Below are 24,535 nucleotides of genomic sequence, written 5' to 3'. Positions count from 1 at the left end.
TCCCACCTCACCACATCGTCTTCTTCGCCCGCTCCGGCCATTCCTTGTCGTAAGTACCGGCATCGATATTCTTGCGGCTGGTGACTTCCAGGATTGTTCCGGGTGTCGGCAGCGATTTCGGGTCGACGTGCTTTGCCGGGTTCCACAGCTCCGAGCGAACGATGGCGCGGGCGCACTGGAAATAGACCGAATCGACATCGACCACGGTGACCGAGCGCGCCGGCTTGCCTTCGACGGCGAAGGAGGCGCAAAGCGCGGCGTCGGTGGTGATGCGGGCGCGGCCGTTGACGCGCAGCGTCGTGCCCGAACCCGGCACAAGAAACAGCAGCCCGACGCGAGGATCGCGGATGATGTTCTTAAGCGAATCGGCGCGGTTGTTGCCGCGCCTGTCCGGCATCATCAGCGTTTTCGGGTCATGCATGCGCACAAAGCCGGCGAGATCGCCGCGCGGCGAACAGTCCAGCCCTTCCGGCCCGCTCGTCGCCAGGGCGACAAAAGGCGAGGCTTCGATGAAGGCGGCATATTCGGGAATGACGTGGTCGAGTTCCTTGACCGTCGACGCTTCGCCGGGCAGGCCGTAGAGGGCTTCGAGCTGTTCGACCGTGGTGATGTCAGACATTTTCCCGTCTCCGAACCGTTGCCAGCGTTACCCCCAGTCAATGACGTTTTGCCGACAGTGCCGAACTAGCGGTCGCGGCTCAGTCCCTTCTCCTGGAGCTCGGCGAGATAGGCATTCCAGCGCGCGTCCTTTTCGTGGCCAAGCGTGTGCAGGTAATTCCAGGTGAAGATGCCGGTGTCGTGGAAATCGTCGAAGGTGATGCGCACGGCGTAGTTGCCGACCGGCTCGATCTTCAGGATAGCAACGTTACGCTTGCCGGGAACCGTCACCCGCTGGTCCGGCGAATGGCCCTGCACCTCGGCCGAGGGTGAAGCGACGCGCAGCAGTTCGGCCGGCAGTTCGAACGGCCGATGATCGGGAAAGGTGACGGACAGCAGTTTTCTGTCCTTCGAGACCCTGAGTTCCTTCGGCGCCGTCATTGTTCTGCATCCCGCATCAATCCGCCCTTCCCTACGCTGCTTCGCGCGAGCGGAAAAGGCCATTTGGACCCGGCCGACATCGGATGTCGGCCAGGGAATGTCACCAAAGATCGAGAGCGGCTATCTTGAATGGCGGGTTGGATCGTATCACATAGCCGTATATAACGGCACCACTCGCAGCATTGGAAACGCTTGAACGCATGGACATGATCGATCCCTTCGGTCGCACGATCAGCTACTTGCGCGTGTCGGTCACCGACCGCTGCGATTTCCGCTGCACCTATTGCATGGCCGAGGACATGGCGTTCCTGCCCAAGAAGGACCTGCTGTCACTCGAGGAACTCGACCGGCTCTGCACCGTCTTCATCGAAAAGGGCGTGCGCAAACTGCGCCTCACCGGCGGCGAGCCGCTGGTGCGCAAGAACATCATGCATCTGGTGCGCCAGCTGTCGCGGCACCTGAAGAGCGGCGCGCTGGAAGAGTTGACGCTGACCACCAATGGCTCGCAGCTGTCGCGCTTTGCCGCCGAGCTTGCCGATTGCGGTGTCGAGCGCATCAATGTCTCGCTGGATACGCTCGATGCCGACAAGTTCCACGCCATCACCCGCTGGGGCCATCTCGGCAAGGTCATGCAAGGCATCGATGCCGCGCAGGCGGCGGGGCTGAAGGTGAAGCTCAACGCCGTTGCGCTGAAGGACTTCAACGACGTCGAGCTGCCGGAGATGATGCGCTGGGCGCATGGCCGCGGCATGGACTTGACCGTCATCGAAACCATGCCGATGGGCGAGATCGACGCCGACCGGACCGACCAGTATCTGCCGCTATCGCTGCTGCGCGCTTCGCTCGAGCGCCAGTTCACGCTGAGCGACATCCCCTACAAGACCGGCGGTCCGGCCCGCTACGTCCATGTCGCAGAGACCGGCGGCAGGCTGGGCTTCATCACGCCGATGACGCATAATTTCTGCGAAAGCTGCAACCGCGTGCGGCTGACCTGCACCGGCACGCTCTATATGTGCCTGGGTCAGGAGGATGCCGCCGACCTGCGCGCGCCGTTGCGTACCTCGGAAGGCAACGAGCTGGTCGCTGCTGCCATCGACGAAGCGATCGGCCGCAAGCCGAAAGGCCATGATTTCATCATCGACCGCCGCACCAGCCGCCCGTCGGTGTCGAGACATATGAGCGTCACCGGCGGCTGATTTTCTCCGCGATTGGTGCAGAATGCTTCCGTTGGAAGCGAGGGGGATTTCCATGCAGCGTGTTTGCCAAACCGGGCTGTCAGCGCTGGTCGTGGCCCTATCATTGGCGACCACAGTGGCGCTCGCAAAGCCGTTCACCTACATCAATGCGCGCTATGGCACGGTGTGCACGTTCCCGAGCCAGATTTTCAGCAAGCCGATGGCTGAGTCCCTCAATGGCGACGGTCGAAAATGGCTTAGCCCCGATGGTGCGAGCTTGTCCTGTTACGGCGGATACAAGCTGACGGAAGATACGCCCGACAGTCTGGTTGAAAAGGAAAAAGCCGACCCTGACTCTGGGGAAAAGGTCACTTACAGCAAAACCGGTAAGAACTGGGCAGTGGTCTCAGGCACCAAAGGCGACAAGATCTTCTATACCCGAATCGTCTTCGAAAAAGAGGATGCAATCCATACAGTCTGGATCGAATATCCCGCCTCGCTCAAGGCCAAGTACGACCCACTGGTCGGCGCTATCGGCGACAGCCTGCATGGGGCTGAGCAACACTGGGAATAAATCGCTCTCGACGCTGCAAACCCGATTTACCGCCATCGCGTTCCGCCCTAAATTTCGGCCTATAGCGGCTCGTCGCTCGGTTTGGGGGAATACGACATGCGCACATTCTTACTTTCTCTTGCAATGCTTGGGTTTGCCGTCGCGCCGGCAGCAGCACAGTCCATCGGTGGCAGCTACACCGTTGCGGGCACCAATTTCGACGGCTCGAAATATGGCGGCGAAGCCACCATCACACTGACCAGCGAGACCACCTGCACCATCCATTGGGAGACGGGCGGATCATCGTCGGACGGCATCTGCATGCGCAACGACGATGCCTTCTCCGCCGGCTATGTCATGGGCAAGGAAATCGGTCTCGTCGTCTACAAGGTAGAAGATGACGGCTCGCTGCACGGCCTGTGGACCATCGCCGGTAAGAACGGCAGCGGCACCGAGGTGCTGACGCCGAAATGAGCCTGCCGGTCATCGGCCAGCCCTCTCAGGGATTTCTATGGGTCACGGGTGAAAATCCGTGGCCTATTTCTTTGACGTTGCTGTCTTGCCGCCGGCTGCTACAGGCTTGAGCGGTTCACCGTTTCGCCGAAACGTCGAACCGCTTTATTCTTTGTTTTCACGCAATTCCGGACGGAAAACCGTTTCACACTTTTCCTGGAATTGCTCTTGCAAAACCGGTAACGCCCTTGCCTCTTTCCCCAAACATTCGCGGCGCGCTGTGCATGATGGTGGCCATGATCGGCTTCACCCTCAACGACGCCATCACCAAGTTCTCGTCGGAATCGATGAACATGGCGCAGGTGATGCTGGTGCGCGGCGCCTTTGCGTCGCTGCTCGTCGGCCTGCTCGCCTGGCAGCAAGGCGCGCTCGCGCGACCGAGGTCGATGCTGCAGCCGCTGGTGGCGCTTCGCGTGGTCGCCGAGGCCGGCGCCACCGTCGCCTTCCTTGTGGCATTAGCGCATCTGCCGATCGCCAATGTCTCGGCGGTGCTGCAGGCGCTGCCGCTGGCGGTGACGATGGGGGCGGCACTCGTATTCAACGAAGCGGTCGGCTGGCGGCGCTGGCTGGCGATCGCGGTCGGCTTCGGCGGCGTGCTGATCATCGTGCGGCCAGGCTTCGAAGGCTTCAGCGTCTATTCGCTGTACGCACTCGTCAGCGTCGCCTGTTGCGCAGTACGTGACCTCGCCACCAAGCGCATCCCGAGCGCTATCCCGACCTTGCTGGTGTCGACGGCAACGGCAATCGCCATGACCATCGTTGGCGCCGTGCTCCTGTCGCCGATGGGCGGCTGGACGCCGATGTCCGGCAAAGGCACGGCACTTTTGGCATTGGCGGCGGTGCTGGTGCTGATCGGCTACCAGTTCATCATCATGGCAATGCGGGCCGGCGACATCTCCTTCATTGCGCCATTCCGCTACACCGCCCTCTTTTGGTCGATGCTGCTTGGCCTCATCATCTTCGGCGATGTCCCCGACCTGCCGATGATCGTTGGCTCCGCAATCATCATCGGCTCCGGCCTCTACGCGCTCTATCGCGAGCGGGTCGTCGGCCGGCAGAAGCCGGCGGCCGAAAGCGCTGGACCCGACATGGCGCCGGACGGCATATAGGTTGGCCATGAGCCAAGACATTGCAGGAATTATCCTGGCCGGAGGCCTGTCACGGCGCATGGGCGGCGGCGACAAGACTTTGCTGGCGCTTGGCGGGCGTCCGCTTCTCGACCATGTCGTTGCCCGCCTGGCGCCGCAGGTCGGATCGCTGGCGCTCAGCGCCAATGGTGACCCGGCGCGCTTCGCCGCGGCCGGTCTTCCGGTTCTCGCCGATGCGGTCGAAGGCTATGCCGGACCGCTTGCCGGAATCCTCACCGGCCTCGAATGGGCGGCAGCGAACACCGCTTGCACGGCATTGGCGACGGCCGCCGGCGACACGCCGTTTCTGCCGGTGGATCTGGTCGAGAGGCTGGCTGCGGCTGTTGACGAGCGACCAGGCTCCATCGCTGTTGCCAGTTCCGGCGGCAGGCGGCATCCGACCTTTGCGCTGTGGCCGCTCGGGCTGCGTGAGGCCTTGCGCCATTTCCTGATCGAGGACAACAGGCGCGTCTCCGCCTTCATCGAGCGGCACGACTGTGTCAAAGTGGCATTTCCGTTGCTGACCCACGGCAGTGACGAGATCGACCCGTTCTTCAACATCAACACACCGCCCGACCTTGCGGTGGCCGAGCGTCTGTTGCAGAGCATCGGCCCATGAACATCTTCGGCATCACCGGCTGGAAGAATTCCGGCAAGACCACACTGACCGAGAAGCTGGTCACAGAGCTCGTCCGGCGCGGCTGGACAGTGTCGACGGTCAAACACGCCCATCATGAGTTCGACATCGACAAGCCTGGCGCCGACAGCTTTCGTCACCGCCAGGCGGGCGCCACCGAAGTCGCGGTGGTGTCGGGCAAACGCTGGGCGCTGATGCATGAATTGCGCGGTGAGGACGAGCCGACGCTGGAGACGGTCCTGTCGCGGTTGGCCCCGTGCGACATCGTGCTGGTCGAAGGCTACAAGCGCGAGGCGCACAAAAAGATCGAGACCCGGCGGCGGGAGGCCAAGGACCGCTCGCCGCTGTCGGCGAACGACGGACATATCGTGGCGATTGCCGCCGACTTCGCGGTTACCGGCGAAAGCCTGCCTGTGTTCGATCTCGACGACACGGAAGGGATAGCCGACTTCATCGAGCGCATGACCGGCCTCAAACCTTGAGGCCCCTGCCCTCGCCCGGGTCAGCCGCCCTCTTCAGCCGTTGCATTGTCTAAGCGCGTCGCGCCTGAACGGCCTCATGCGACGCCTTCAGGTTGTTTTATTTATGCATGTCGTCGTCCCAAAACCGCTGCGCACTTTTGGGCGACATGCATTAACCCGGCGTCGGCATTGGCTGGACCCGCAAATCCCGCAAGCAACGGTTTTACAGTTGCTTTTCTCCCGAAAACAGTGGGAGTATCGCGCCAGCGGGCGGTCAAAAGCACCGCCCCACAGAGCCGTTCCGGAACGACGGCCGGGAGCCATAAAGAGAGGACTATCATGCGTATTGCACTGCGTATCGCGCTCGCCGCATCGGCTGCGCTGCTGACGCTCGGCGTCGCCCAGGCTCAGGAAACGACCCTGAGAATCGGCACCGAAGGCGCGTACCCCCCATTCAACAACCTGACCTCCGACGGCCAGCTCGTGGGCTTCGACATCGACATCGCCAAGGCGCTCTGCGACGAGATGAAGGTCAAGTGCACCTTCGTCGCCCAGGATTGGGACGGCATCATTCCGGCCCTGCAGGCCGGCAAGTTCGACGCCATCGTCGCCTCGATGTCGATCACGCCGGAGCGCGCCGAGAAGGTCGACTTCACCCACAAATACTACAACACGCCGTCGGCGATCGCGGTACCCAAGGATTCGACCCTCAAGGGCGTGACCAAGGAAGACCTGGCCGGCAAGACCATCGGCGTCGCAACCACCACGACGCATTTCAATTATGCCTCGAAAACCTATACGGACAGCACGGTCAAGGGCTATCCGAGCAGCCCCGAAGAGCAGGCCGATCTCGCCAATGGCCGTCTCGACGCGATCGAGGACGATATCGTCGTGTTGCAACAGTTCCTGGATTCGCCTGATGGCGCCTGCTGCAAGATTCTCGGCCAGCCTTCGCCGCAGCCGGTCGATATCTTTGGACCGGGCGCCGGCATCGCCGTGCGCAAGGGCGAGACGGATCTGGTCAACAAGTTGAACAGCGCCATCGACGCAATCCGCGCCAACGGAAAGTACAAGGCAATCAACGACAAGTACTTCAAGTTCGACGTCTTCGGCGCCGAGTCCTGATCGTCTGAAACAAGGCGGCAGGGGAAGTTTCCTGCTGCCGCCTTGGCCTGACAGAAGTGGAGACAAGACCCGTCAATGCCAAGCCAGAACATATGGATACTTCTCACTTGGGGACCCGATGGCTGGATTGACGATATTGCCTATGGCGCACTGGTCACGATTGCGCTCGCGCTGGCGACACTGCCGATCGGCCTGACGATCGGCTTTTTCGTCGCCTGGGCAAAACAATCCGAAGAGCCGTCGCTTCGCGTGGCTGCCAACATCTACACCACGGTGTTTCGCGGACTGCCGGAACTGGTGACGCTTTTCCTGTTCTTCTTCGGCATGCCGATCCTCTTGCAGTATGTCATCCGTCTGTTCAGGCCGGAAGCGACGGTCGATGTCGACAGCTTCCTCGCCGGCATGATCGTGCTGTCGCTGATCTTTTCGTCGTATTCCAGCGAAGTCTTCCTGTCGGCCTTTCGCGCCATTCCGAAGGGCCAGTACGAGGGCGGCTATGCGATCGGGCTGTCGAAATGGCAGACGATGCGCAAGGTGATCCTGCCGCAGCTGCTGCGCATCGCCTTCCCCGGCCTTGAGAATTGCTGGCTGAGCCTGCTCAAGGACACGGCCCTGGTGTCGGTCGTCAACCTGGCTGAAACCTTGCGCAACGCCGGCGTGGCGGCCCGTGTCACCAAACATTCCTTCCTGTTCTACAGTGTCGCGGCGATGGTGTTTCTCATCCTTGCCATCCTGTCGTCGATCGCCACCGGCTTCATCCTGCGTTCGCTCGGGCGGAGGGAGGCACGATGAGCGTCGTGACGCGCGCCGCCGTCGACATCGAGAAGCCACCACCACGGGCGCGGGGCTNGGAGGGAGGCACGATGAGCGTCGTGACGCGCGCCGCCGTCGACATCGAGAAGCCACCACCACGGGCGCGGGGCTGGCCGCGGGCCCGTGTCGTCGGCTATGCACTGGTCGGCTTCTGGATCCTGTTCGGCATCGGCATCGCCGTCTATCTGGTTTACGCCTGGAATGGCGAGTTCTTCGCCAGATACGCGCCTGCCTATCTGCAGGGCTTGGGAACCACGCTTGCGTTGGTGGCCATCTCGATGGTGCTCGGCGCGCTCTTTTCGCTGCCCGTCACCTATGCCCGCATGTCAACGAACCGCTATTTGTCTGTCCTGGCCTATTGCTACGTCTATTTCTTCCGCGGCACGCCACTGCTCGTCCAGGTCTATCTCGTCTATTACGGCCTGGGCTCATTCCGGGTGCAGCTCGAATCCGTCGGACTGTGGTGGTTCTTCCGCGACGCCTTCAATTGCGGTGTGTTCGCCTTCGCGCTCAACACCGCCGCCTACCAGGCCGAAATCCTGCGCGGCGCCATAGAAAGTGTTCCGAGGGGCCAATGGGAGGGCGCTGCTTCGCTCGGCCTGCACAAATTGCAGACGCTGCGCAAGGTCGTCCTGCCGCAGGCCTTTATCGTCGCGCTCCGGCCCTACGGCAATGAACTCGTCTTGATGATCAAGGCTTCCGCCATCGTTGCCATCATCACCGTCTATGATTTGATGGGCAACGCGAAGCTGGCCTACGCCAAGTCCTTCGACTTCCAGGCCTATGTCTGGGTCGCCATCGTCTATCTGGTGATGGTCGAGATCCTGCGCCACGGCGTCGAATGGATCGAGCGACGGATCACCATTCATCTGATCCGCTGAGCGGTCGGCTGTACCAGTCGATCGGCTCATGCGCGTCTTGACGAATTGTGTGCAGTGCCTAGAGCTTGCGCTGACAATTTCGCTTTCATCTGAAGGGCAAACTCATGGCATCTGTGGCATTTCTCGGTCTTGGCGTGATGGGCTATCCCATGGCCGGGCACCTCAGGAACAAAGGCGGCCACGACGTCACCGTCTACAACCGCACCGCGGCGAAAGCCGAGCAATGGGTTGCCCAGCATGGCGGCAAGTCTGCCGCGACGCCGGCGGAGGCCGCAGAGGGCCAGGACTTCGTCTTCTCCTGCGTCGGCAATGACGACGATCTGCGCTCGGTGACGACCGGGGCCCATGGCGCCTTCGCCGCGATGAAAAAAGGCTCCGTCTTCATCGACAACACCACGGCTTCGGCCGAAGTGGCGCGCGAACTGGCCGACGCCGCCGAAAAGGCCGGTTTTTCCTTCCTCGACGCCCCGGTTTCCGGCGGCCAGGCGGGCGCCGAGAACGGCGTGCTGACGGTGATGGTCGGCGGCGAGCAGGCTGCCTTCGACAAGGCCAGGCCGGTCATCGACGCCTTCGCCCGCATGGTCGGGCTGATGGGTCCGTCGGGCGCCGGCCAGCTCACGAAAATGATCAATCAGATTACCATTGCCGGGCTGGTTCAGGGACTGGCCGAAGGCATCCATTTCGGCAAAAAGGCCGGGCTCGACATCGAGAAGGTCATCGAGGTGATTTCCAAGGGCGCTGCCGGGTCCTGGCAGATGGAGAACCGCCACAAGACGATGAATGCCGGTAAATATGATTTCGGCTTTGCCGTCGACTGGATGCGCAAGGATCTCGGCATCTGCCTCGATGAAGCCGACCGCAATGGCGCGAGACTGCCGGTGACCGCCCTTGTCGACCAGTTCTACAAGGATGTGCAGGCGATGGGCGGCAAGCGCTGGGACACCTCGTCCCTGCTGGCGCGCCTGGAAAAATAGGCGTTCGCAATGGCCGAGCTTTCGCCCCAATCGAGCGCCGATGAGATCGTCGCCCATTTGCGCTCGATCGGCTCGGAGGACAATCGCCGCGGTATGCTGCGCTACGGCATCAAGATCGAGCGCGCGCTCGGCATCTCGCATGGCATGCAGCGGCAGATCGCCAAAAAGATCAAGCGCAACCACGAGCGTGCTTTCGAGCTTTGGCAGACCGGCATCATGGAGGCGCAGTTCATCGCTTCCGTCACGGCCGACCCGAAGCGCTTCTCAGCCGCGGATGCACGACAATGGGCCGCGTCCTTCGATTCCTGGGATATCGTCGACGGCGTCTCCGATCTCTTCGTCGACACGGACGCCTGGAAGGAGCTGATCGAAGAGTTCGCGGCGGACGAGCGCGAGTTCGTTCGACGCACGGCCTTTGCCATGATGGCGTGGTCCGTCGTGCACCGGAAGCAGGAGCCGGTGGCGACTTTCCTCGGCTTCCTGCCGATCATCGAAGGGCATGCCGCCGACAGCCGCAATTTCGTGAAGAAGGCGGCAAACTGGGCGCTTCGTTCGATCGGCAAGCGATCGTTGGAGATGCACGGTGCTGCCCTTGCCGTGGCCGAACGGCTGGCCCAGTCGACCGACAAGACGGCTCGCTGGATTGGCAAGGACGCCGTACGGGAACTCACCAATGCCAAGATCATCGAGCGGATCGCCGCCAGAAAAGGCTGACCTGGCCAACGTCCGGTTCACCGAGGTGACGCGGCAGACGCGCGCCGATTTCGAAGGCCTCTTCGAAGCGCAAGGCGGTCCGAAGTATTGCTGGTGCATGGTCTGGCGGCCCCTGCCCGGCCGCCGCGAGCATGTTCAGCACGCCGAGTTGAAACGGGCCATGATGGCGCTTGTCGAGGCCGGCACGCCGGTCGGAATCTTGGCCCAGATTGACGGCAAGACCGTCGGCTGGTGCTCGGTCGCGCCGCGCCAGACATATCGGAAGCTGACGTCGCAACAGGACGATGACGAGACCGGCATCTGGTCGATCGTCTGCTTCTATGTGCCAAGGGCGCTGCGCGGCGGCGGGCTGGCGGCAGCGCTGCTTGACGCTGCCATAGATCACGCCTTTGCCAAGGGCGCCGGCGTGATCGAGGCCTACCCGGTCGGCGAGGCATCGCCGAGCTACCGTTTCATGGGGTTTCGCGACATGTTCATCGCTCGCGGGTTCCATGAGGTCGGCATGGCCGGCTCTCGCAGACATGTGATGCGGCTCGAGCGTTGACGCGATCGGCCGCGGCGTCTTTACTCCTGCACAAAGGAAGCGGCCGATGAGCAGTCCTCTCAAATCGACCTTGGCGCTTGCAGCCGCGTTGTTGGTGTTCACCGCTACCAACGCCTCAGGCCAAACCGCGCGCATCTTCTGGAAAGATCTGCGTCCTGCGACGCAGGCGGTGGCCGAAGATGCCGGTCTGCCGATGATTGCGGCAAAACTGCCCGATCGTGGCGAGACATTGTCGCTCAACCTGCAAGACAAGATAGTACAATTAGCCGGCTACGCATTGCCGGTCGACCGTGATGGCGATCTCGTCTACCAATTCCTGCTGGTGCCGTGGACAGGCGCTTGCAGCCACATGCCGACGCCGCCGCCCAACCAGATCGTGCTGGTGACGCCGGCCCGTCCCTACAAGATGTCGCAGTCCTATGAGTCGGTTGCCGTGACCGGCGCTTTGCGGCCCGGCTTGGAGAAGAGCCAGTTGTTCATTCTCGACGGCGTCAGCATCATCCAGTCCGGCTACACCGTACGCAAAGCCGATGTGGTGGCAGTCGACACGGTGCCGGACACGATCACGCTGCCGGTCAACTCGCCCTGGAGTTTCCTCAACAAAAAGAAGAACTAAACGGCGCCTGCTTGTGCAGCGTCACCGCCCAGTCACGGACAACCGCGCTCAGGCCGCGTTGGCGCCGGATTCCTTGTCCAGCAGCATGTAGTCGAGCGGCATTTCGGTCGTGTACTTGATCTGCTCCATGGCGAAGGACGACGATACGTCGCGGATCTCGATCTTGGCGATCAGCCGCTTGTAGAAGGCGTCATAGGCGGCGATATCGGGCACCACGACGCGCAAGAGATAATCGACGTCGCCGCTCATGCGGTAGAATTCGACCACCTCGGGAAATTCCTGGATGACTTCCGAGAAACGCCGCAGCCATTCATGGCTGTGCGAATTGGTGCGGATCGACACGAAGACGGTGACGCGCACATTGACCTTTTCGTGGTCGAGAATGGCGACGCGCCGCTTGATGACTCCCTCTTCCTCCAGCTTCTGGATGCGGCGCCAGCACGGCGTCGTCGACAGGCCGACTTTCTTGGCGACATCGGCAACCGCGAGCGTCGCGTCCTCCTGCAGGAGGCGGAGAATTTTTCTGTCGAGGCGATCCATTGAGGTGCTCCTGGTGCAGGCCGCGTTCCCTCGAGCGCGACGCGCTTTGGGAATAGATTGGCTATACTCCCTCTTATTTCGACCTTTCACAAGAAAGAAATTCTGCCGGATGGCACAAAAGCGAGTGATATCTTGCTTAAAGTCTAATCTATGCGATAGCGGATTTCCGATCTCAGAAACGGCAGCAAATCCATTTCAAACCATGGATTCTGCTTCAGCCATCCTGAGTTGCGCCATGACGGGTGTGGCAGCGGCAGCACTTTCAGGCTGGCCGGCGCATCCCAGATGGTGCGCCAGTCCTTCACGGTTTCGGTCAGCGACGGCCGGCGCGTGGCGCCCATATGCCAGGATTGCGCGTAGGAGCCGATTGTCAAAACGAGGTCGATCTGCGGCATCAGCGCCATCAGCGGCGCGCGCCAGGCCAGCGCGCATTCTCGGCGCGGCGGCAGGTCGCCGCCCTTGGCGTCCTGGCCGGGGAAGCAGAACCCCATTGGCACGATGGCGAATTTATCCGTGTCGTAGAATTCCTCGCTTGTCACGCCCAGCCAGCTTCGCAAGCGGTCGCCGGAGGCGTCGGTGAACGGCATGCCCGACAAATGCACCTTTGTACCTGGCGCCTGGCCGGCGAGCAGGATGCGGGCGCTGGATGATGGCAGCAGCACCGGGCGCGGCTCGTGCGGCAGTGGCCTGCCGACCGGAGTGTCGACGCAGATGCGGCAGGCGCGGACCTTTGCCGTCAAGCGTTCGAGTTCCGCCTCCATCAGGCGGAAGCGCTCGGACGGCTGGAGACGGCGCTGTACCAGCGCAGCACGTTGGTGCACTCGTCCGGCACTTTGATGCGCGCCGGTTTCATGAAATCCATGGCGATCATGCCGGTGATATCGGCGATCGAATAGGCGTCGCCGGCGGCGAATTCGCGGTTTGCCAGTTCGGGCTCGAGCAGTTTCAGGAATTCAACCGCTTTCGCCTTGTTGGCCTCGCCCCATTCGGGGATCTGCGGAATTTCCCATTCCTTCATCGCCGGATGGATGTGGCGAAAAGCCTGGGCGACGCAGCTGAGCAGATTGAACTCCATGCGCCTTTGCCACATCTCGACCTTGGCCTTGCCGAGCGCGCCTTGCCCGAACAGCGCCGGTTCGGGATGCAGTTCCTCGAAATAGCGGCAGATGGCGACGGATTCGGTGAGGATGGTACCGTCGTCGAGCTCGAGCACCGGCAGCCGCTGCAGCGGGTTGCGCGACCTGACCGGCTCCTGCTTGTGCCCCATCGCACCCATGTCGACCGGCACCAGCGGCACTGCGATGCCCTTTTCGGCGAGGAAAACCCGCACGCGCCGCGGATTGGGGGCGCGGCCGCCGTCGAACAGTTTCATGCTTATCCTCCCGATCTGGTCCTTCAACTATAGTGCTCGTCACCAGAAGCGAAACATCTCTCGCAAGGCGTCACCGACCGAAGCCAGGGTGCCGTGCTTTCTTTCGAGCGGGCCGCCGTGGTGGCTTTCGCGCCAGTCTTGCGGCTGATCGAACGTGCCGGCCCAGATGCCAACCTTGCCGGCGCGGGCAATGGCCTGCTCGGTGTCGAAATCGCCATAGGCAATTGCCCAGCCGGCCTCAACCTGGGCCCGGTTGAGATCCTTTCCACCGGCCTTGCAATCGCCGAGCAGGCGGCCGTAGCGGTCGCGCTGCCAGCCGCTGCAGGTCACCGGATTGCCTGATATCAGCCGCACCAGCGCCTGGCGCGCCAGCCTGCCGCAAGCATAGTCCGCGCCATCCCTACGGCAGATCTGCTGGTATTCCGGAGCGTCGATGCCGCGCATGCGGATACGTTCGGTGCCAAGAGTGAGTGAATCGCCATCGTTGACGATCGCCGCCCCTTGCGCCTTGCGCGTCTCGAAACGGTCGAGGCGTGCGGCGAGCAGGATCAGCAGGCCGAGCAGAATGACCGTCAGCGCGTAGTCCAGCAGCTTGCGCCACAGGCTTCGCGGCGGCGGCGGATAGTATCGCCGGCGCGGCCTTGGCGACCACGAACGGCTCATATGGCAAACAGTCTCTTAATCATTCGAACGTAGCTTAACGAATTGAGATCGCTGCGCGCATAAATCGAAGTTTCCATGCCTCTGCTACGCTCGAACACAGCGGATAAATTCATTGTGGACCGCCGGAAACCGCACCGCAACAGCGATGTGGCGCGCGCGGTGCGCAAGACGCGCGACCGTCTTTCGCAGCAGGTCGGCAATCTCGACTTCGACCGCGAGCTGCTGAAGCTGCACGCCGGGACCATGGTGGGCGGCGCAGCCGTCATCCCACTGCTGGTGTTGGCGGTCGCGGCGGCCGGGCTGCTGGCCGGTGTGGACAAACAGATCAGCGTCTGGGCGCTGTTCACCCTGATCTGCTATTCGATCGTCGCCTTCATGGCGCGGCGCGTCGGCCGCACCGAAGCTGCCGAGCTCAACCCTGTTCGCACCCGCAGGGATTTTCTGATCGGCCATTCGCTGTGCGGCCTCGGCTGGGCGTGGTTCGCCTGGCTCGGCTGCGCCACCTGCCAGATCGACCAGTTCCAGGTGGCCAAGGCGGTGGTGCTGCTGCTGGCCATGGCGACCACCGCTATCATGGCGTCGTCCTTGCGCGGCTCGCTGCTTGCCACCTTCGTCGTTCCGGTGGCGGTCTATGCCTATGCCGAAACGAAATTTTGGGTGCCGGTCGGGACGATCATGGTCGCCCTGCTGGTCGCGGCATTGCCGTTCTTTGCCTATATCGCGCGCCATCTCAACCGCTCGTCGCTGATACTTCTGTCCTTCCGCTCCGAAAAGGACGCGCTGCTAGCAGAGGTGGAGACAGCGAAATCGATGTCGGACGAAGCTCGTCGGCGGGCCGAAGACGCCAATCTGGCGAAGTCGCGCTTCCTTGCTTCGATGAGCCATGAGCTGAGGACGCCCCTCAACGCCATTCTCGGGTTTTCCGAGGTGATGGCCAATGAAGTGCTCGGGCCGATGAGCAATCCGACCTATCGCGACTACGCCCGCGACGTGCACGATTCCGGCCAGCATCTGCTCGACCTGATCAACGAAATCCTTGATCTGTCGCGCATCGAGGCCGGCCGCTATCAGCTCAACGAAGAGCCGGTGATGCTGCTCAACATCGCCGAAGATTGCTGCCACATGATGGAATTGAAGGCGCGCAACAAGGACATCCGCATCGTCCAGGATTTCGAAAGTGCCCTGCCGCGGCTGTTCGCCGACGAGCGCGCGGTGCGGCAGATCACGCTCAACCTCCTGTCCAACGCCATCAAATTCACCGCCACCGGCGGCGAAGTTCGCGTGCGCGTCGGCTGGACGGCGGGCGGCGGCCAGTACATTTCGGTCAAGGACAATGGGCCGGGCATACCGGAAGACGAAATCCCGATCGTGCTGTCCGCCTTCGGCCAGGGCTCGATCGCCATCAAGAGCGCCGAACAGGGCACCGGGCTCGGACTGCCGATCGTGCAGGGCCTGCTCGCCATGCATGGCGGCGAATTCGAACTTCAGTCGAAATTGCGCGAAGGCACCGAGGCAATCGCCATCTTCCCGCTCGCCCGAGTGATGGAGGAACTGCCGGCGCTGCCGACAAAGGCGGTCGCGGCGGCTCGCCGACGCTGACAGCTTGTTCTAGGCTTTGACCGCCGCCGCCATGCCCGAACTGGTAAGCGCCGCCGCCTTGACCAGACCGGCGGCAAGGGCGGCCCCTGCCCCTTCGCCGTGGCTGATGCCGAGATCGAACAGCGGCCTGAGGCCGAGCCGCTCGGCGGCAAGCCTTTGGCCGGGCTCCGGCGACAGACTGGCCAGCAGGCAATGATCGAGCGCACCTGGGTTGGCGGCATGCAGCACGGCAGCGGCGGCGGTCGCGGCGAAGCCATCGAGCAGCACCGGGATTTTTTGCATCCGGGCGGCGAGGATGGCGCCGGCAATCGCCGCAAACTCGCGGCCACCGACCCGGCGCAGTGCTTCCAACGGGTCCTTAAGAGCCGCACCATGGAAGGCGACGGCTTTATCGATTACATTAGCCTTGCGCGCCTGCATGGCCGCGTCCGCACCGGAGCCGGGGCCGACCCAGTCGGCGCCGCTGCCACCGAACAGGGCGGCGCACAAGGCCGCCGCAACGGTTGAGTTGCCGACGCCGAGATCGCCGAGGCAAATCAGATCGGCGCCACCGGCGATGGCTTCCATGCCGAAGGCCATGGTGGCGGCGCAGCCGCGTTCGTCGAGGGCGGCGTCCTCGGTGATGTCGGCGGTCGCAATGTGCAGCGCCAGATCGAACACCTTGAGGCCAAGATTGTTGGCGACGCAGATCTGGTTGATTGCCGCACCGCCGGCGGCGCACAGCTCAACGGCGTTTGCGGTCGCAGCGACAGGGCGCGGCGAGATGCCGTGGCGGGTCACGCCATGGTTACCGGCGAAGATCGCCACCAGGGGCCGGTTCACCGCCGGCGGGGCGCGCCCGCTCCAGACAGCAAGCCAGGCGGCGATGTCCTCGATACGTCCAAGCGAGGCTTTCGGCTTGTCGGCCTTGGAAAACAGGGTGCGCACCCTGTTTTCCGCGACTGTATCGGCAGGCGGCAGGCTCGCCAGCAGATTGCGAAAGTCGTCGAAGGGCAGCGCGCTGGTCATGTCGGTCCTGATCATCCCTGGGATTGATCAGCGGCATAACCGCCTTGCCCGGCCGGCACAACTCCCCTCGATATTGGCGCGAAAGCGGTTGCCCGCGCCGCATTCCGAAGGGCTTGCATTGGCTTTGCCGTTGCACCATGTGGAGATGAAACGAGGGATTCCGGAAGGAACCTTCAAGAGAAAGTCATGACGGCCATCGAATCCCCGTGCATCCTGGTCTGTTCGATCGACATGAAAACCGGCTTCTGCTTCGGCTGTGGCCGCACGCGCGATGAAATCGGCGCCTGGATGGGGATGACGCCGGAGGTACGCCGCAGCGTCATGGCCGAGTTGCCGGCCCGATTGGAAACGGTCGAGCGCCGGCCGCGCCGGGAAACACGCCGCAGCCGCATGGCGCGCGAGCGCGACGTCCTCTCTTGAAACGGCAGGTCCAATGAACCGACTGTTCTGGATCGTGATGGCGGCAATCGGCCTCGGGCTGGTGCTGCTGATGATCAACAACGACGCCGGCAGCACGTTCGGCATCGAGAATTACGATTTCAGCCGTCTGGTCTGGCTGGGGGCGATCGGCTTGCTGGTCAGCGCCGGCCTTGTCCGGTCCGGCAGGCCGCTGGGCGTCATGGCCCGCAGTCTCGGCACGTGGGCCGTGATCGTGTTGGCGCTCGTCGCCGGCTACCAGTACCGCTACGAGTTGCAGGATTTCGCCAGCCGGGTGACGGCGGGCCTCGTTCCCGGCAGCCCGCTGGCGCTCGGCGTCGAGGACGGCCATGCCACCGTGACCCTGGACAAGGCCGACAGCGGCCATTTCGAGGCCCGCATCACGATCAACGGCGCACCGATCCGCACCGTCGTCGATACCGGCGCGACCAGTACAGTGCTCACCGCCGAAGACGCGCAGGCCGCCGGCTTCAATCCGGCCGCGCTGAGCTTCACCGTCCCGGTCTCGACCGCCAATGGCATGGCGCGCGCCGCTTCGGTGCGCACCGACGAACTGGCGATCGGCGGCATCGTGCGCAAGAACATGCAGGTCATGGTCGCCGCGCCCGGCGCGCTCAGCCAGAGCCTGCTCGGCATGAATTTCATCGGTTCGCTGTCGGGTTTCGACGTGCGCGGCAACCGGATGATTCTGCGCGACTGAACTGCTTAAGCGGCCTTTTCAACACGGTCGAAATCGACGGCAGCGAACGCTGCCTTCAGCACATCCGGTCCGGCGCCGGGTTTCGTCGCGTCGGTGGACAGTATCTGCCGGAAGCGGCGCGCGCCCGGCAGGCCGTGGAACAGCCCGACCATGTGGCGAGTGACGTGGCCGAGCCGCCCGCCCTGCTCGATATGCCGCGCCGCATAGTCGGCCATCGTGTGGATCAGCGCGGCAAAATCGTAGGCGCCGGCCTTGCCGCCGTAGAATGCCGCGTCGACGCCGGCCAGGATGCCTGGCGTGTGGTAGGCGGCGCGGCCAAGCATGGCGCCATCGACATGATCGAGGTGGCGAGCCGCCTCTTCGAGCGATTGAACGCCGCCATTGATGCCGATGAATTTGTTCGATTTTCCCGCCTTGAGGCGATAGACCCTGTCATAGTCGAGCGGCGGGATGTCGCGATTTTCCTTCGGGCTCAGACCCTCCAGCCAGGCCTTGCGCGCATGCACCCACAGCGCGTCGGCGCCGGCCGCGAAGACGCCGTCGGCCAGCGCGTCGAGCGCGGGCTCCGGATTCTGCTCGTCGACGCCGATGCGGCATTTGACCGTCACCGGGATTGTCACCGCCGCCTTCATCGCCGCCACACAATCGGCGACGAGGTCAGGCACTTTCATCAGGCAGGCGCCGAACGTGCCGGACTGGACGCGGTCGGACGGACAGCCGACATTGAGATTGATCTCGTCGTAACCGAAGCCCTCGCCGATGCGCGCCGCCTCGGCCAGCTTTTGCGGATCGGAGCCGCCGAGCTGCAGTGCCACCGGATGTTCGGTCTCGTCAAAACCAAGCAGCCGCTCGCGCGCACCATGGATGACGGCGTCCGCCACCACCATTTCGGTGTAGAGCAGCGCACGCCGCGTCAGCTGGCGGTGGAAGAACCGGCAATGCCGGTCGGTCCAATCCATCATCGGCGCAACGGCCAGTCTATGCTCTTGATTTTTCAGCATCTGTTTAACATCAGAACCTTAGAACCTACCGAGTGCACACGAATTTACGCCAGAATACGACCCGTTTTTGCCACGTTTCGATCTCTCAGTGCACACGGAGCGCACACGAAGAAATGGCCACCTACACAAAGCTCTCGTCCGGTTCCTGGCGTGTCCAAGTCCGTCGCAAAGGTCGCTACGTCAGCGAGACCTTCCTGCGCCGAGACGACGCCCGGCGTTGGGCCACCGAAACCGAGCGCCAGGTCGATCGAGGTGAGACGCCGACCAGTCCCGCATAGCGCGCCTCAAAACCTTCGGCGAACTGATAGACCTTCATATCGACGACATGTGCGATGTAGGCAAGTCCCCTCGCCGCTCCAAGGCCGCGGCCCTCGATATGCTCCAACGGCATTTGGGGAAGTGCAACCTAGCAGCGCTCGATCGCGAACGGCTCATTCGTTTTGGTCGTGACCGCGCCGCCCAAGGTGCCGGACCGATGACTCTCGGTATCGACATCGGCTTTATAAAACTTGTTCTTACTCACGCCGCTGCGGTCCACGGCCTGCCCGTCAAGGTCGAACCGGTTGATTTCGCGCGTGTCGCCCTCACGAGGCTCGGTCTCGTTGGCAAAGGCCTACAGCGAGATAGACGACCGACACAGGATGAACTCGACAAGCTCATCGCTCACTTCGAGGCAAACGCTCGCCAGATTGCACCGATTAGCCAGATCATTCGGTTCGCTATCGCAACCGCGATGCGCCAGGAAGATATCTGCAAGGCGCGTTGGTCCGATTTGGAATCCCGCACGCGGATGCTCCTTGTCCGCGACAGGAAGGACCCTCGAAACAAGAACGGTAACAACCAGCGCATACCGCTGTTTGCAGCCACTGGCTATGATGCGTGGGCCATTGTTGAAGAGCGGCTGAGAAAGCGTAGCAATGACGACGATCGAATTTTCCCGTTCAACCATCGGTCAGTTGGAACTGCGTTCCGTCGAGGATGTGCTGACTTGGGAATCCACGATCTTCATTTTCATGACTTGCGGCACGAAGGGACAAGCCGCCTTTTCGAGGCCGGATCCACGATCGAACAGGTTGCGCTGGTAACTGGGCACAAGGACTGGAAAATGTTGAAGCGCTACACCCATCTGAAGCCGGAGGCTCTCCACGCGCTGTTGGCAGCGCGCGCCGCATAGATGTGAGTATCAAAAGGTTTCGGCGCCGGCGGTATCCTCTCGACGCTGGAGGAGGTGGAAGGGCGCGGTGTCCTGCATGCCGGCATCGGGGCCGACGAGACTGACGCGAGGAAACCTGGGGCCGCCGGCTGGGCGCGCGCGACCTCGCGCTTCTTGCGATGGATGCAGGTCTCGGCCCGACCAACATGTATGCCGAAGACCGCACGGCCTTCCGGCCGGCTCGGCCCGGCGTCAATCGTCTGAACACCGTCCGCAAGATAGGGGTGCCGGACGGACATTTCAGCAGACTGGCAAGGCTGAGCGCTCAATTGCAAAGCTCCCCCTTCGAACTGGCCAACTATGCGCAACCGGAGGACCCTGTTGAGGCGTCGGCCGGCACGGAGATCAATTTCTACGGAACCGTCTTCGCGCAGGCCGCCGATTTCGGCCGTCTGATAGAAGTCGACCAGCGGAGCGCGGCCATACACCTGTCCGACATCCGGCACGCGGCTGCACAGGGCGATTTCGTCATTGCCTATCTGCACCACCATCATTGGGAGCCAGGTTGGCAGGACGTACCGCGCTGGGTGCAGAGCTTTGCCCGTATGTGCATCGACGCCGGCGCGAACCTTTTCGTCAGCCACGGCGCGCCGGTGCTGCAGGCCGTGGAAATCTACAATGGCGCGCCGATCTTCTACGGCCTTGGAAATTTCCTATTTCACGTCCACCCCGCGCCGCGCTTCCCGTTACGGCGATGGGTACCAATCTGGCCGTTGCTGATCCGGGAGACTGTGCCTCCGCGCCGATCACGACCGGCAGGAGGTCTATGGCTGCCAGGTTTCCGCCCGCATCATAGCGGCACGCGGCGAAACGAAGCACGTCATTGAAAGGCCGAAATGGGGCCGGAACCGGCCGGTCGCTATCGGGGCGAGCTCGGCGGATAGCTGCCATTCGGCAGACGACCTCTGAGTGGACGTTGATGCGAGTTGCATGCATACAGATGCCCGGGGCCCTGAGGAGGGATTCTCAGACAGCGCTGTCTGTACGGAGAGCTTCATGAGCGTCTATCGGCCTGACATCGCGCCAAACAGGCAGGGTGGGGTGTTCATCAATAAAAGTGCGGCGAGGAACCCAAGCTCCAGAATATCCGCGCCACAAATTGTAGGCAGCGCTTATAGCGGCGATATTGCCGACGAGCGGACGCATTTCTACAGCTGCCCTACCAGCAATTCACCCTTCAGAACGGTGATGTCGAGTTGGCAGAGGGGGTGATAACGCGATGTCTTCCTGCTGCTGGAGCAGGCTCCCCTTTTCGGCCAGTCGCTTGCGCAAGTGCGGATAGTCGGGCAGCAGTCGTAAAACCCAGGCTGAGAACGGGGCATAGTTTTGTACTGAGTTGAATGGGCATTCCGCCAACCCTACGTTGGGCGCCCGTTTTTTCGGCTCCTGCGCGGCGCGCCACGGGCCGGCGGGCTTCTAAAGTGGCAGCATTTCTTACCTCAACAGCGCCCAGGACCAATACGCAACAATTCAGAGGTGGTCCCAACACAGCTGACGACCCACCCGGTCCTGACTCGCTGACCCGTGTCACCGCACGCGGGCACAGTTGAACCCTGAGTTGGGGGCATCTTCAGCCCCGGGAATAGTGGTGAGTGAGCTATCTTGTCGGTCGCATGCGTTTGGCGGCACCTCCGATTGCGTTGCGGAAGGCAGCATCGAAATTTACGCCTGCGATCTCCCACTTTGTACCTTCTGGTCCAAGTGGCAGGCGCCAAACCGCATGCCAGCCCGGCTCGTTGGTTTTCCAATGGAGGTGCCCGACCAAGATCACGTCAGCCCCCAATCTGGATTTCAGTCTGGCCAGGCGCTCATGAGGTATTGCATCGACGTTTTCCTGCGCGACCGCCGACAGATCGGCTTCTTTTGCGAAAATGATCGGTATGGCGAATAGCGCCGAAGCATCTTCAAAGCTTGCGCGCAGGTCCGATCCGTGGACGCCATCGGCGGCGAGTACATAGCTACGCGCCATATCGGTAACCTCGATGACAAGCGCCAGCTTCGGGCGCGGCCCCAACCACGGTCTCTCACCCAGCAGCGCCATCGCATGGTCCATTCGCGTCCGGTCGAACTGGAAGGTGAGATCGAAAGGGCGATCGCGTGTGCCCTGCTCGTCGTGAATTGGCCTGCCGAACATGCGGTCATGGTAGGTGTAGGACCAAACCATGGCAGGTGCCCCGGTCGCCAGCGAAGCGAAGGTCAGATTGTGCACGACGTCGGGATTTCCGGTCAGCTTTTGCGCTGCCAGTGCGAAACCCTCAGGGATGGCAGGGACGCGCGTTTCCTCGCGATCTCCGGTGACGATCACGCTTGAGCGATAAAGGACATCGTCGTTTGCCTGGCCAGTGACTGCAAACGCAAACCAGGACAGACCGTCAACAGAGGCTTCTTCATTTAACCCGCCCTGCCCTCTTGAGTAACTGTTTAGGAGGTTACATATTGACAGCGATGGAATCAACAGAATTTCTACGGACCTACGTCTCGCCGCGCGGGCCTATGCGCATGCTGGGTGGTGCGCCCGCACTTGATCTTGCCAACACATTGCACTGGCGCCAGGGAGCAGAGATCGATTGCATAACGAGCTATCAGGATCTGTTGGCCTTTTGCATTCCGGCCCTATTGTTGTCGGAAACTGAAAGGCGGGTCCTCGACCGTCATGCCGTAAATCGCCCACGGGTCGCTCGCGAGGTACATCTCGAGGTGCTAAAACTGCGCGCCGCCCTCAAATCGTGGCTCGGTGTCTGTGCAAAAAACCTCGGCCGTGGTGTCGCCTCGAAACGCGTTGCCCTGCGCAGCTTTCACAAAGCGATAGGGCACGCTGGCGGCTCGGCGGGCCTTGGCGACATCTTGAACCTCCAATCCACGTCGACAAACGAAGGGCTATACCTGCCGCTGCGCCGGTCAGCAGCAGCCGCTGCCATCCTGGTGCTCTTTCCATCAGGAAACGACATCCGGCAATGTGAGGCTGACAATTGCGGTGGCTTTTTCATCGACGACAGCCGCTCCAAACCGAGGCGCTGGTGCTCGATGGACAGTTGCGGCAACCGCGCCAAGGCCGCCCGCTACCGCCTGGCACATCGGAAGTAGCGCGGTCGAAGCGCAGAATGAAAAGGCCAGTAGCCAGTCCGCGCAACGCCATCGGACATTCAGGGGGACTGTGTCGCTAGTCGCGATGGTACAGATTGTTGGAGGTGGGTCCGACTGTCTCTATCGGTCGAGGCATGTCCGCCGTGGCGGGGGCACGCAGCAAGCGTTGCGTGACCTGGAGATATTGAACTGATGTGATCGATTTGTTCGTCCGAAAGAAGCGATCAAATCGGCGCACTCGTCCCTTTGACTCGCCCCGGCCGGGTTGAGGCAGGCAGATAGCGAAATCAACGGCGCTGACGGTAAGTCGCCTTAGGTTTGCTGTGACCGGTTGCTAATGATTCGCCGGACTATGCACGAGATATTTCAGTGACAATCATCCGTCTTTGGATAGCGGCGACGTGCCGAGGGTCAGGTGTAGTCGGGCTGTAGTGCGTAGGAATCGGGGGAAGATGTCCGCTTGCAGGCGATGGCGAAGCTGATTCAAATGGCAGACTTTGGGCGCATAGCCGCCCGGCAGCCTTGGGGCCGGAAAATGACCGAGTGGTTGTTTTAGGTCAACGGTCTAAGAAGCGGACATTCGGCTGAGATGCCACCTAGGGCATATTCCTTCCGGTCAATCGGCCGGGAAGCGGATGCTTAGGTGCATTACCAAAGCGGCCTCCGGCTTTTTGGCGTACTCGCGACGGTTTTGCCGGTCAGGATTGTGCTACGAGAACATATTCGGACCGATCTCTCCACCAATTTCAATGATGGCATCTGCGGGGATGTTGTTCCTTCGTGCCGCAACCCGAATAGCCTCCGGGTTAGGCGCCTCGTAAAGGCAATAGCTCTTTTTCTTGTCGGCGCTGAGGAACGAGAAAATCCACTGCACGCCTTCCTGGTCATTGATCAAATTGACACTCTCAACGCCCTCCTTTGTGAGGTTGAGCTGTTCCGCGAACTCCCTTTCGATTACGTAGCGTGGCATAAGCATGCTCCTTCTCAACGTGGTGATGCAGTGAGGCATGAGAGCCTACCTAGTGAACCGTTGTCTCCAGCCTCTTCTGCAAACGGACCATACCCAGTTCAGCCGCGGTCACCGAGGCTTGCTCCGAAAGTGACATTGCCCTCTCAATCGCTTTCTTGCTACCTTTTTTCATAAGCAAGTTCGCATATTCAGCCTGGGAATGCGCCAGCCAAGGTCGTGATTCGCTGGCTGCGTTCATATCCATCGCATGCTCGAAGTGCTCGGCGGCCTTCCCAAAATCGCCCAGCGATGCCGACAACATTCCCAGATAGCGACTTGCCGCTCCAAAGCAGACCGTTGCGACTCCTGCCGTGATCGTCATATCCTTGTAGGCGAGCATAAGGTTGTAGATTGTCCGAGCCGCCTCCGTGTCGCCCAGACTAACAGCAACCTCAGCCACGAATGAGAGGGATGCGCTTCGCTTTCCATCCAGCGGCATTGCGAAATTAGCACTCGCTAGTTCACTCAACCTGCGTTGCGCTGCGTCCCGGTATCCCAAATCGGCCGCAACCAGCGCAAACCCTGGCAACCATGTGGTCTCATCCGGATTTTCATCGATAAGATTCTTCATCACCGGAGCCACCTCCGACAGGCGATTCTGTTCGCGTCGGATCGTGAACATCTGCATGCCATAGACGCCCTCGACTTCCGCGCCATGCGTCTGTCTGCCCAGACCCAACGCTTCTCCAGCCAGCTTCTCGGCGGTGGTGAACCTTCCATCGAGGATGGCCATCATT

At 61.9% G+C, this 24,535-nt stretch carries 31 protein-coding genes; 19 read left to right on the top strand and 12 right to left on the bottom strand.

The window, feature by feature from the left end; genetic code table 11:
- Nucleotides 1-7 precede the first annotated feature (7 nt).
- Together X750_RS136390 and X750_RS136395 are read right to left on the bottom strand one after the other, a co-directional pair.
- A complete protein-coding gene (locus X750_RS136390) occupies nucleotides 8-619 on the bottom strand; it encodes a pyridoxamine 5'-phosphate oxidase family protein (protein ID WP_023696145.1) in 612 nt (203 codons plus the stop codon).
- A gap of 65 nt (nucleotides 620-684) precedes the next feature.
- A complete protein-coding gene (locus X750_RS136395) occupies nucleotides 685-1,038 on the bottom strand; it encodes a DUF971 domain-containing protein (protein ID WP_023668999.1) in 354 nt (117 codons plus the stop codon).
- Nucleotides 1,039-1,238: 200 nt separating this feature from the next.
- Between X750_RS136395 and moaA the strand changes: the two genes are divergently transcribed.
- From moaA to X750_RS136460, 13 genes are all read left to right on the top strand, one after another.
- A complete protein-coding gene (moaA, locus tag X750_RS136400) occupies nucleotides 1,239-2,234 on the top strand; it encodes a GTP 3',8-cyclase MoaA (RefSeq protein ID WP_031214771.1) in 996 nt (331 codons plus the stop codon).
- Between the two features lie 52 nt (nucleotides 2,235-2,286).
- Complete coding sequence (locus tag X750_RS136405) at nucleotides 2,287-2,787, top strand: hypothetical protein (protein WP_023696147.1); 501 nt, start codon at nucleotides 2,287-2,289, stop codon at nucleotides 2,785-2,787.
- Between the two features lie 96 nt (nucleotides 2,788-2,883).
- On the top strand, nucleotides 2,884-3,240 hold the full coding sequence (locus X750_RS136410; protein ID WP_023696148.1) for a hypothetical protein: 357 nt from the start codon (nucleotides 2,884-2,886) through the stop codon (nucleotides 3,238-3,240).
- 227 nt (nucleotides 3,241-3,467) lie between these two features.
- The gene (locus X750_RS136415; protein ID WP_023696149.1) at nucleotides 3,468-4,388 is read left to right on the top strand and encodes a DMT family transporter; all 921 of its coding nucleotides are present in this window, start codon (nucleotides 3,468-3,470) and stop codon (nucleotides 4,386-4,388) included.
- Nucleotides 4,389-4,395: 7 nt separating this feature from the next.
- A complete protein-coding gene (mobA, locus tag X750_RS136420) occupies nucleotides 4,396-5,025 on the top strand; it encodes a molybdenum cofactor guanylyltransferase MobA (protein WP_023702271.1) in 630 nt (209 codons plus the stop codon).
- Nucleotides 5,022-5,525 carry a molybdopterin-guanine dinucleotide biosynthesis protein B gene (mobB, locus tag X750_RS136425; RefSeq protein WP_023682492.1) on the top strand — a complete coding sequence of 168 codons (504 nt, stop codon included), beginning with the start codon at nucleotides 5,022-5,024 and terminating at the stop codon, nucleotides 5,523-5,525. Before mobA ends, mobB begins: the two co-directional genes overlap by 4 nt.
- A gap of 318 nt (nucleotides 5,526-5,843) precedes the next feature.
- Complete coding sequence (locus X750_RS136430; RefSeq protein ID WP_023682491.1) at nucleotides 5,844-6,629, top strand: ABC transporter substrate-binding protein; 786 nt, start codon at nucleotides 5,844-5,846, stop codon at nucleotides 6,627-6,629.
- A 75-nt stretch (nucleotides 6,630-6,704) separates the two neighbouring features.
- On the top strand, nucleotides 6,705-7,421 hold the full coding sequence (locus tag X750_RS136435; protein ID WP_023669007.1) for an ABC transporter permease: 717 nt from the start codon (nucleotides 6,705-6,707) through the stop codon (nucleotides 7,419-7,421).
- Between the two features lie 71 nt (nucleotides 7,422-7,492).
- A complete protein-coding gene (locus X750_RS136440) occupies nucleotides 7,493-8,323 on the top strand; it encodes an ABC transporter permease (protein WP_023696151.1) in 831 nt (276 codons plus the stop codon).
- A gap of 104 nt (nucleotides 8,324-8,427) precedes the next feature.
- The gene (locus tag X750_RS136445; RefSeq protein ID WP_023682488.1) at nucleotides 8,428-9,297 is read left to right on the top strand and encodes an NAD(P)-dependent oxidoreductase; all 870 of its coding nucleotides are present in this window, start codon (nucleotides 8,428-8,430) and stop codon (nucleotides 9,295-9,297) included.
- Between the two features lie 9 nt (nucleotides 9,298-9,306).
- Complete coding sequence (locus X750_RS136450) at nucleotides 9,307-10,011, top strand: DNA alkylation repair protein (protein ID WP_023682487.1); 705 nt, start codon at nucleotides 9,307-9,309, stop codon at nucleotides 10,009-10,011.
- Nucleotides 9,971-10,555, top strand: a complete 585-nt coding sequence (locus X750_RS136455; protein ID WP_023682486.1) for a GNAT family N-acetyltransferase — start codon at nucleotides 9,971-9,973, stop codon at nucleotides 10,553-10,555. The genes X750_RS136450 and X750_RS136455 overlap by 41 nt, the downstream gene beginning before the upstream one ends.
- 46 nt (nucleotides 10,556-10,601) lie before the next feature.
- Nucleotides 10,602-11,171 carry a DUF3299 domain-containing protein gene (locus tag X750_RS136460; RefSeq protein ID WP_023682485.1) on the top strand — a complete coding sequence of 190 codons (570 nt, stop codon included), beginning with the start codon at nucleotides 10,602-10,604 and terminating at the stop codon, nucleotides 11,169-11,171.
- Between the two features lie 48 nt (nucleotides 11,172-11,219).
- Here the strand turns inward: X750_RS136460 and X750_RS136465 are convergent, their stop codons facing one another.
- The 4 genes from X750_RS136465 to X750_RS136480 all read right to left on the bottom strand — a co-directional run bounded on the left by X750_RS136465 (nucleotide 11,220) and on the right by X750_RS136480 (nucleotide 13,746).
- Nucleotides 11,220-11,711 carry an Lrp/AsnC family transcriptional regulator gene (locus X750_RS136465; RefSeq protein ID WP_023669013.1) on the bottom strand — a complete coding sequence of 164 codons (492 nt, stop codon included), beginning with the start codon at nucleotides 11,709-11,711 and terminating at the stop codon, nucleotides 11,220-11,222.
- A 143-nt stretch (nucleotides 11,712-11,854) separates the two neighbouring features.
- Nucleotides 11,855-12,472, bottom strand: coding sequence for a uracil-DNA glycosylase family protein (locus X750_RS136470; protein WP_023682484.1), 618 nt, complete (start codon nucleotides 12,470-12,472; stop codon nucleotides 11,855-11,857).
- Nucleotides 12,472-13,083 carry a glutathione S-transferase gene (locus X750_RS136475; RefSeq protein ID WP_023682483.1) on the bottom strand — a complete coding sequence of 204 codons (612 nt, stop codon included), beginning with the start codon at nucleotides 13,081-13,083 and terminating at the stop codon, nucleotides 12,472-12,474. Before X750_RS136475 ends, X750_RS136470 begins: the two co-directional genes overlap by 1 nt.
- A 39-nt stretch (nucleotides 13,084-13,122) precedes the next feature.
- On the bottom strand, nucleotides 13,123-13,746 hold the full coding sequence (locus tag X750_RS136480; RefSeq protein ID WP_023682482.1) for a thermonuclease family protein: 624 nt from the start codon (nucleotides 13,744-13,746) through the stop codon (nucleotides 13,123-13,125).
- Between the two features lie 75 nt (nucleotides 13,747-13,821).
- Here X750_RS136480 and X750_RS136485 point away from each other — a divergent pair, with 75 nt between their 5' ends.
- On the top strand, nucleotides 13,822-15,345 hold the full coding sequence (locus X750_RS136485) for a HAMP domain-containing sensor histidine kinase (RefSeq protein ID WP_023682481.1): 1,524 nt from the start codon (nucleotides 13,822-13,824) through the stop codon (nucleotides 15,343-15,345).
- Between the two features lie 9 nt (nucleotides 15,346-15,354).
- Here X750_RS136485 and X750_RS136490 read toward each other — a convergent pair whose 3' ends face one another.
- Nucleotides 15,355-16,353 carry a nicotinate-nucleotide--dimethylbenzimidazole phosphoribosyltransferase gene (locus tag X750_RS136490; RefSeq protein ID WP_023682480.1) on the bottom strand — a complete coding sequence of 333 codons (999 nt, stop codon included), beginning with the start codon at nucleotides 16,351-16,353 and terminating at the stop codon, nucleotides 15,355-15,357.
- A 186-nt stretch (nucleotides 16,354-16,539) separates the two neighbouring features.
- Between X750_RS136490 and X750_RS136495 the strand changes: the two genes are divergently transcribed.
- Both X750_RS136495 and X750_RS136500 read left to right on the top strand, forming a co-directional pair.
- Nucleotides 16,540-16,773: a DUF1289 domain-containing protein gene (locus X750_RS136495; RefSeq protein WP_023824914.1), complete on the top strand. Its 234-nt coding sequence runs from the start codon at nucleotides 16,540-16,542 to the stop codon at nucleotides 16,771-16,773.
- 13 nt (nucleotides 16,774-16,786) lie between these two features.
- The gene (locus X750_RS136500) at nucleotides 16,787-17,491 is read left to right on the top strand and encodes a TIGR02281 family clan AA aspartic protease (protein ID WP_023682479.1); all 705 of its coding nucleotides are present in this window, start codon (nucleotides 16,787-16,789) and stop codon (nucleotides 17,489-17,491) included.
- A gap of 5 nt (nucleotides 17,492-17,496) precedes the next feature.
- On the opposite strand, the gene dusA is transcribed toward X750_RS136500, so the two are convergent.
- Together dusA and X750_RS1000000167205 are read right to left on the bottom strand one after the other, a co-directional pair.
- Nucleotides 17,497-18,492 (bottom strand): tRNA dihydrouridine(20/20a) synthase DusA, encoded by a 996-nt coding sequence (gene dusA, locus X750_RS136505; RefSeq protein WP_023748788.1) that lies wholly within the window; start codon nucleotides 18,490-18,492, stop codon nucleotides 17,497-17,499.
- Between the two features lie 175 nt (nucleotides 18,493-18,667).
- Nucleotides 18,668-18,883, bottom strand: a complete 216-nt coding sequence (locus X750_RS1000000167205; RefSeq protein ID WP_245271250.1) for a hypothetical protein — start codon at nucleotides 18,881-18,883, stop codon at nucleotides 18,668-18,670.
- Between the two features lie 84 nt (nucleotides 18,884-18,967).
- Here X750_RS1000000167205 and X750_RS01000000163425 point away from each other — a divergent pair, with 84 nt between their 5' ends.
- Nucleotides 18,968-19,666 carry a site-specific integrase gene (locus X750_RS01000000163425; protein WP_245271251.1) on the top strand — a complete coding sequence of 233 codons (699 nt, stop codon included), beginning with the start codon at nucleotides 18,968-18,970 and terminating at the stop codon, nucleotides 19,664-19,666.
- A 158-nt stretch (nucleotides 19,667-19,824) separates the two neighbouring features.
- A complete protein-coding gene (locus X750_RS01000000163420) occupies nucleotides 19,825-20,532 on the top strand; it encodes a CapA family protein (RefSeq protein WP_050587745.1) in 708 nt (235 codons plus the stop codon).
- 770 nt (nucleotides 20,533-21,302) lie between these two features.
- Here the strand turns inward: X750_RS01000000163420 and X750_RS1000000163880 are convergent.
- A complete protein-coding gene (locus tag X750_RS1000000163880; protein WP_023748787.1) occupies nucleotides 21,303-22,160 on the bottom strand; it encodes a DUF2066 domain-containing protein in 858 nt (285 codons plus the stop codon).
- On the opposite strand from X750_RS1000000163880, the gene X750_RS1000000163875 reads away from it, so the two are divergent.
- Nucleotides 22,151-22,789 (top strand): CGNR zinc finger domain-containing protein, encoded by a 639-nt coding sequence (locus X750_RS1000000163875; protein ID WP_245271255.1) that lies wholly within the window; start codon nucleotides 22,151-22,153, stop codon nucleotides 22,787-22,789. The two genes, X750_RS1000000163880 and X750_RS1000000163875, sit on opposite strands and share 10 nt — an antisense overlap.
- Before the next feature lie 709 nt (nucleotides 22,790-23,498).
- On the opposite strand, the gene X750_RS136510 is transcribed toward X750_RS1000000163875, so the two are convergent.
- Together X750_RS136510 and X750_RS1000000167200 are read right to left on the bottom strand one after the other, a co-directional pair.
- Nucleotides 23,499-23,759: a DUF4242 domain-containing protein gene (locus X750_RS136510; RefSeq protein ID WP_023706858.1), complete on the bottom strand. Its 261-nt coding sequence runs from the start codon at nucleotides 23,757-23,759 to the stop codon at nucleotides 23,499-23,501.
- A gap of 49 nt (nucleotides 23,760-23,808) precedes the next feature.
- Nucleotides 23,809-24,534 (bottom strand): hypothetical protein, encoded by a 726-nt coding sequence (locus X750_RS1000000167200; RefSeq protein ID WP_031243659.1) that lies wholly within the window; start codon nucleotides 24,532-24,534, stop codon nucleotides 23,809-23,811.
- Between the last annotated feature and the right edge of the window lies 1 nt (nucleotide 24,535).

Source organism: Mesorhizobium sp. LNJC391B00, from assembly GCF_000502535.1.
GTDB lineage: Bacteria > Pseudomonadota > Alphaproteobacteria > Rhizobiales > Rhizobiaceae > Mesorhizobium.
This window is presented reverse-complemented; position numbering and strand designations above follow the sequence as displayed.

What these genes read in the sequence shown, in the direction of transcription:
- X750_RS136390 (WP_023696145.1), bottom strand. Translation starts at nt 619, where the DNA reads ATGTCTGACATCACCACGGTCGAACAGCTCGAAGCCCTCTACGGCCTG.
- X750_RS136395 (WP_023668999.1), bottom strand. Translation starts at nt 1,038, where the DNA reads ATGACGGCGCCGAAGGAACTCAGGGTCTCGAAGGACAGAAAACTGCTG.
- moaA (WP_031214771.1), top strand. Translation starts at nt 1,239, where the DNA reads ATGGACATGATCGATCCCTTCGGTCGCACGATCAGCTACTTGCGCGTG.
- X750_RS136405 (WP_023696147.1), top strand. Translation starts at nt 2,287, where the DNA reads ATGCAGCGTGTTTGCCAAACCGGGCTGTCAGCGCTGGTCGTGGCCCTA.
- X750_RS136410 (WP_023696148.1), top strand. Translation starts at nt 2,884, where the DNA reads ATGCGCACATTCTTACTTTCTCTTGCAATGCTTGGGTTTGCCGTCGCG.
- mobA (WP_023702271.1), top strand. Translation starts at nt 4,396, where the DNA reads ATGAGCCAAGACATTGCAGGAATTATCCTGGCCGGAGGCCTGTCACGG.
- mobB (WP_023682492.1), top strand. Translation starts at nt 5,022, where the DNA reads ATGAACATCTTCGGCATCACCGGCTGGAAGAATTCCGGCAAGACCACA.
- X750_RS136430 (WP_023682491.1), top strand. Translation starts at nt 5,844, where the DNA reads ATGCGTATTGCACTGCGTATCGCGCTCGCCGCATCGGCTGCGCTGCTG.
- X750_RS136435 (WP_023669007.1), top strand. Translation starts at nt 6,705, where the DNA reads ATGCCAAGCCAGAACATATGGATACTTCTCACTTGGGGACCCGATGGC.
- X750_RS136440 (WP_023696151.1), top strand. Translation starts at nt 7,493, where the DNA reads ATGAGCGTCGTGACGCGCGCCGCCGTCGACATCGAGAAGCCACCACCA.
- X750_RS136445 (WP_023682488.1), top strand. Translation starts at nt 8,428, where the DNA reads ATGGCATCTGTGGCATTTCTCGGTCTTGGCGTGATGGGCTATCCCATG.
- X750_RS136450 (WP_023682487.1), top strand. Translation starts at nt 9,307, where the DNA reads ATGGCCGAGCTTTCGCCCCAATCGAGCGCCGATGAGATCGTCGCCCAT.
- X750_RS136455 (WP_023682486.1), top strand. Translation starts at nt 9,971, where the DNA reads ATGCCAAGATCATCGAGCGGATCGCCGCCAGAAAAGGCTGACCTGGCC.
- X750_RS136460 (WP_023682485.1), top strand. Translation starts at nt 10,602, where the DNA reads ATGAGCAGTCCTCTCAAATCGACCTTGGCGCTTGCAGCCGCGTTGTTG.
- X750_RS136465 (WP_023669013.1), bottom strand. Translation starts at nt 11,711, where the DNA reads ATGGATCGCCTCGACAGAAAAATTCTCCGCCTCCTGCAGGAGGACGCG.
- X750_RS136470 (WP_023682484.1), bottom strand. Translation starts at nt 12,472, where the DNA reads ATGGAGGCGGAACTCGAACGCTTGACGGCAAAGGTCCGCGCCTGCCGC.
- X750_RS136475 (WP_023682483.1), bottom strand. Translation starts at nt 13,083, where the DNA reads ATGAAACTGTTCGACGGCGGCCGCGCCCCCAATCCGCGGCGCGTGCGG.
- X750_RS136480 (WP_023682482.1), bottom strand. Translation starts at nt 13,746, where the DNA reads ATGAGCCGTTCGTGGTCGCCAAGGCCGCGCCGGCGATACTATCCGCCG.
- X750_RS136485 (WP_023682481.1), top strand. Translation starts at nt 13,822, where the DNA reads ATGCCTCTGCTACGCTCGAACACAGCGGATAAATTCATTGTGGACCGC.
- X750_RS136490 (WP_023682480.1), bottom strand. Translation starts at nt 16,353, where the DNA reads ATGACCAGCGCGCTGCCCTTCGACGACTTTCGCAATCTGCTGGCGAGC.
- X750_RS136495 (WP_023824914.1), top strand. Translation starts at nt 16,540, where the DNA reads ATGACGGCCATCGAATCCCCGTGCATCCTGGTCTGTTCGATCGACATG.
- X750_RS136500 (WP_023682479.1), top strand. Translation starts at nt 16,787, where the DNA reads ATGAACCGACTGTTCTGGATCGTGATGGCGGCAATCGGCCTCGGGCTG.
- dusA (WP_023748788.1), bottom strand. Translation starts at nt 18,492, where the DNA reads ATGCTGAAAAATCAAGAGCATAGACTGGCCGTTGCGCCGATGATGGAT.
- X750_RS1000000167205 (WP_245271250.1), bottom strand. Translation starts at nt 18,883, where the DNA reads ATGCCGTTGGAGCATATCGAGGGCCGCGGCCTTGGAGCGGCGAGGGGA.
- X750_RS01000000163425 (WP_245271251.1), top strand. Translation starts at nt 18,968, where the DNA reads ATGACTCTCGGTATCGACATCGGCTTTATAAAACTTGTTCTTACTCAC.
- X750_RS01000000163420 (WP_050587745.1), top strand. Translation starts at nt 19,825, where the DNA reads ATGGATGCAGGTCTCGGCCCGACCAACATGTATGCCGAAGACCGCACG.
- X750_RS1000000163875 (WP_245271255.1), top strand. Translation starts at nt 22,151, where the DNA reads ATGGAATCAACAGAATTTCTACGGACCTACGTCTCGCCGCGCGGGCCT.
- X750_RS136510 (WP_023706858.1), bottom strand. Translation starts at nt 23,759, where the DNA reads ATGCCACGCTACGTAATCGAAAGGGAGTTCGCGGAACAGCTCAACCTC.
- X750_RS1000000167200 (WP_031243659.1), bottom strand. Translation starts at nt 24,534, where the DNA reads ATGATGGCCATCCTCGATGGAAGGTTCACCACCGCCGAGAAGCTGGCT.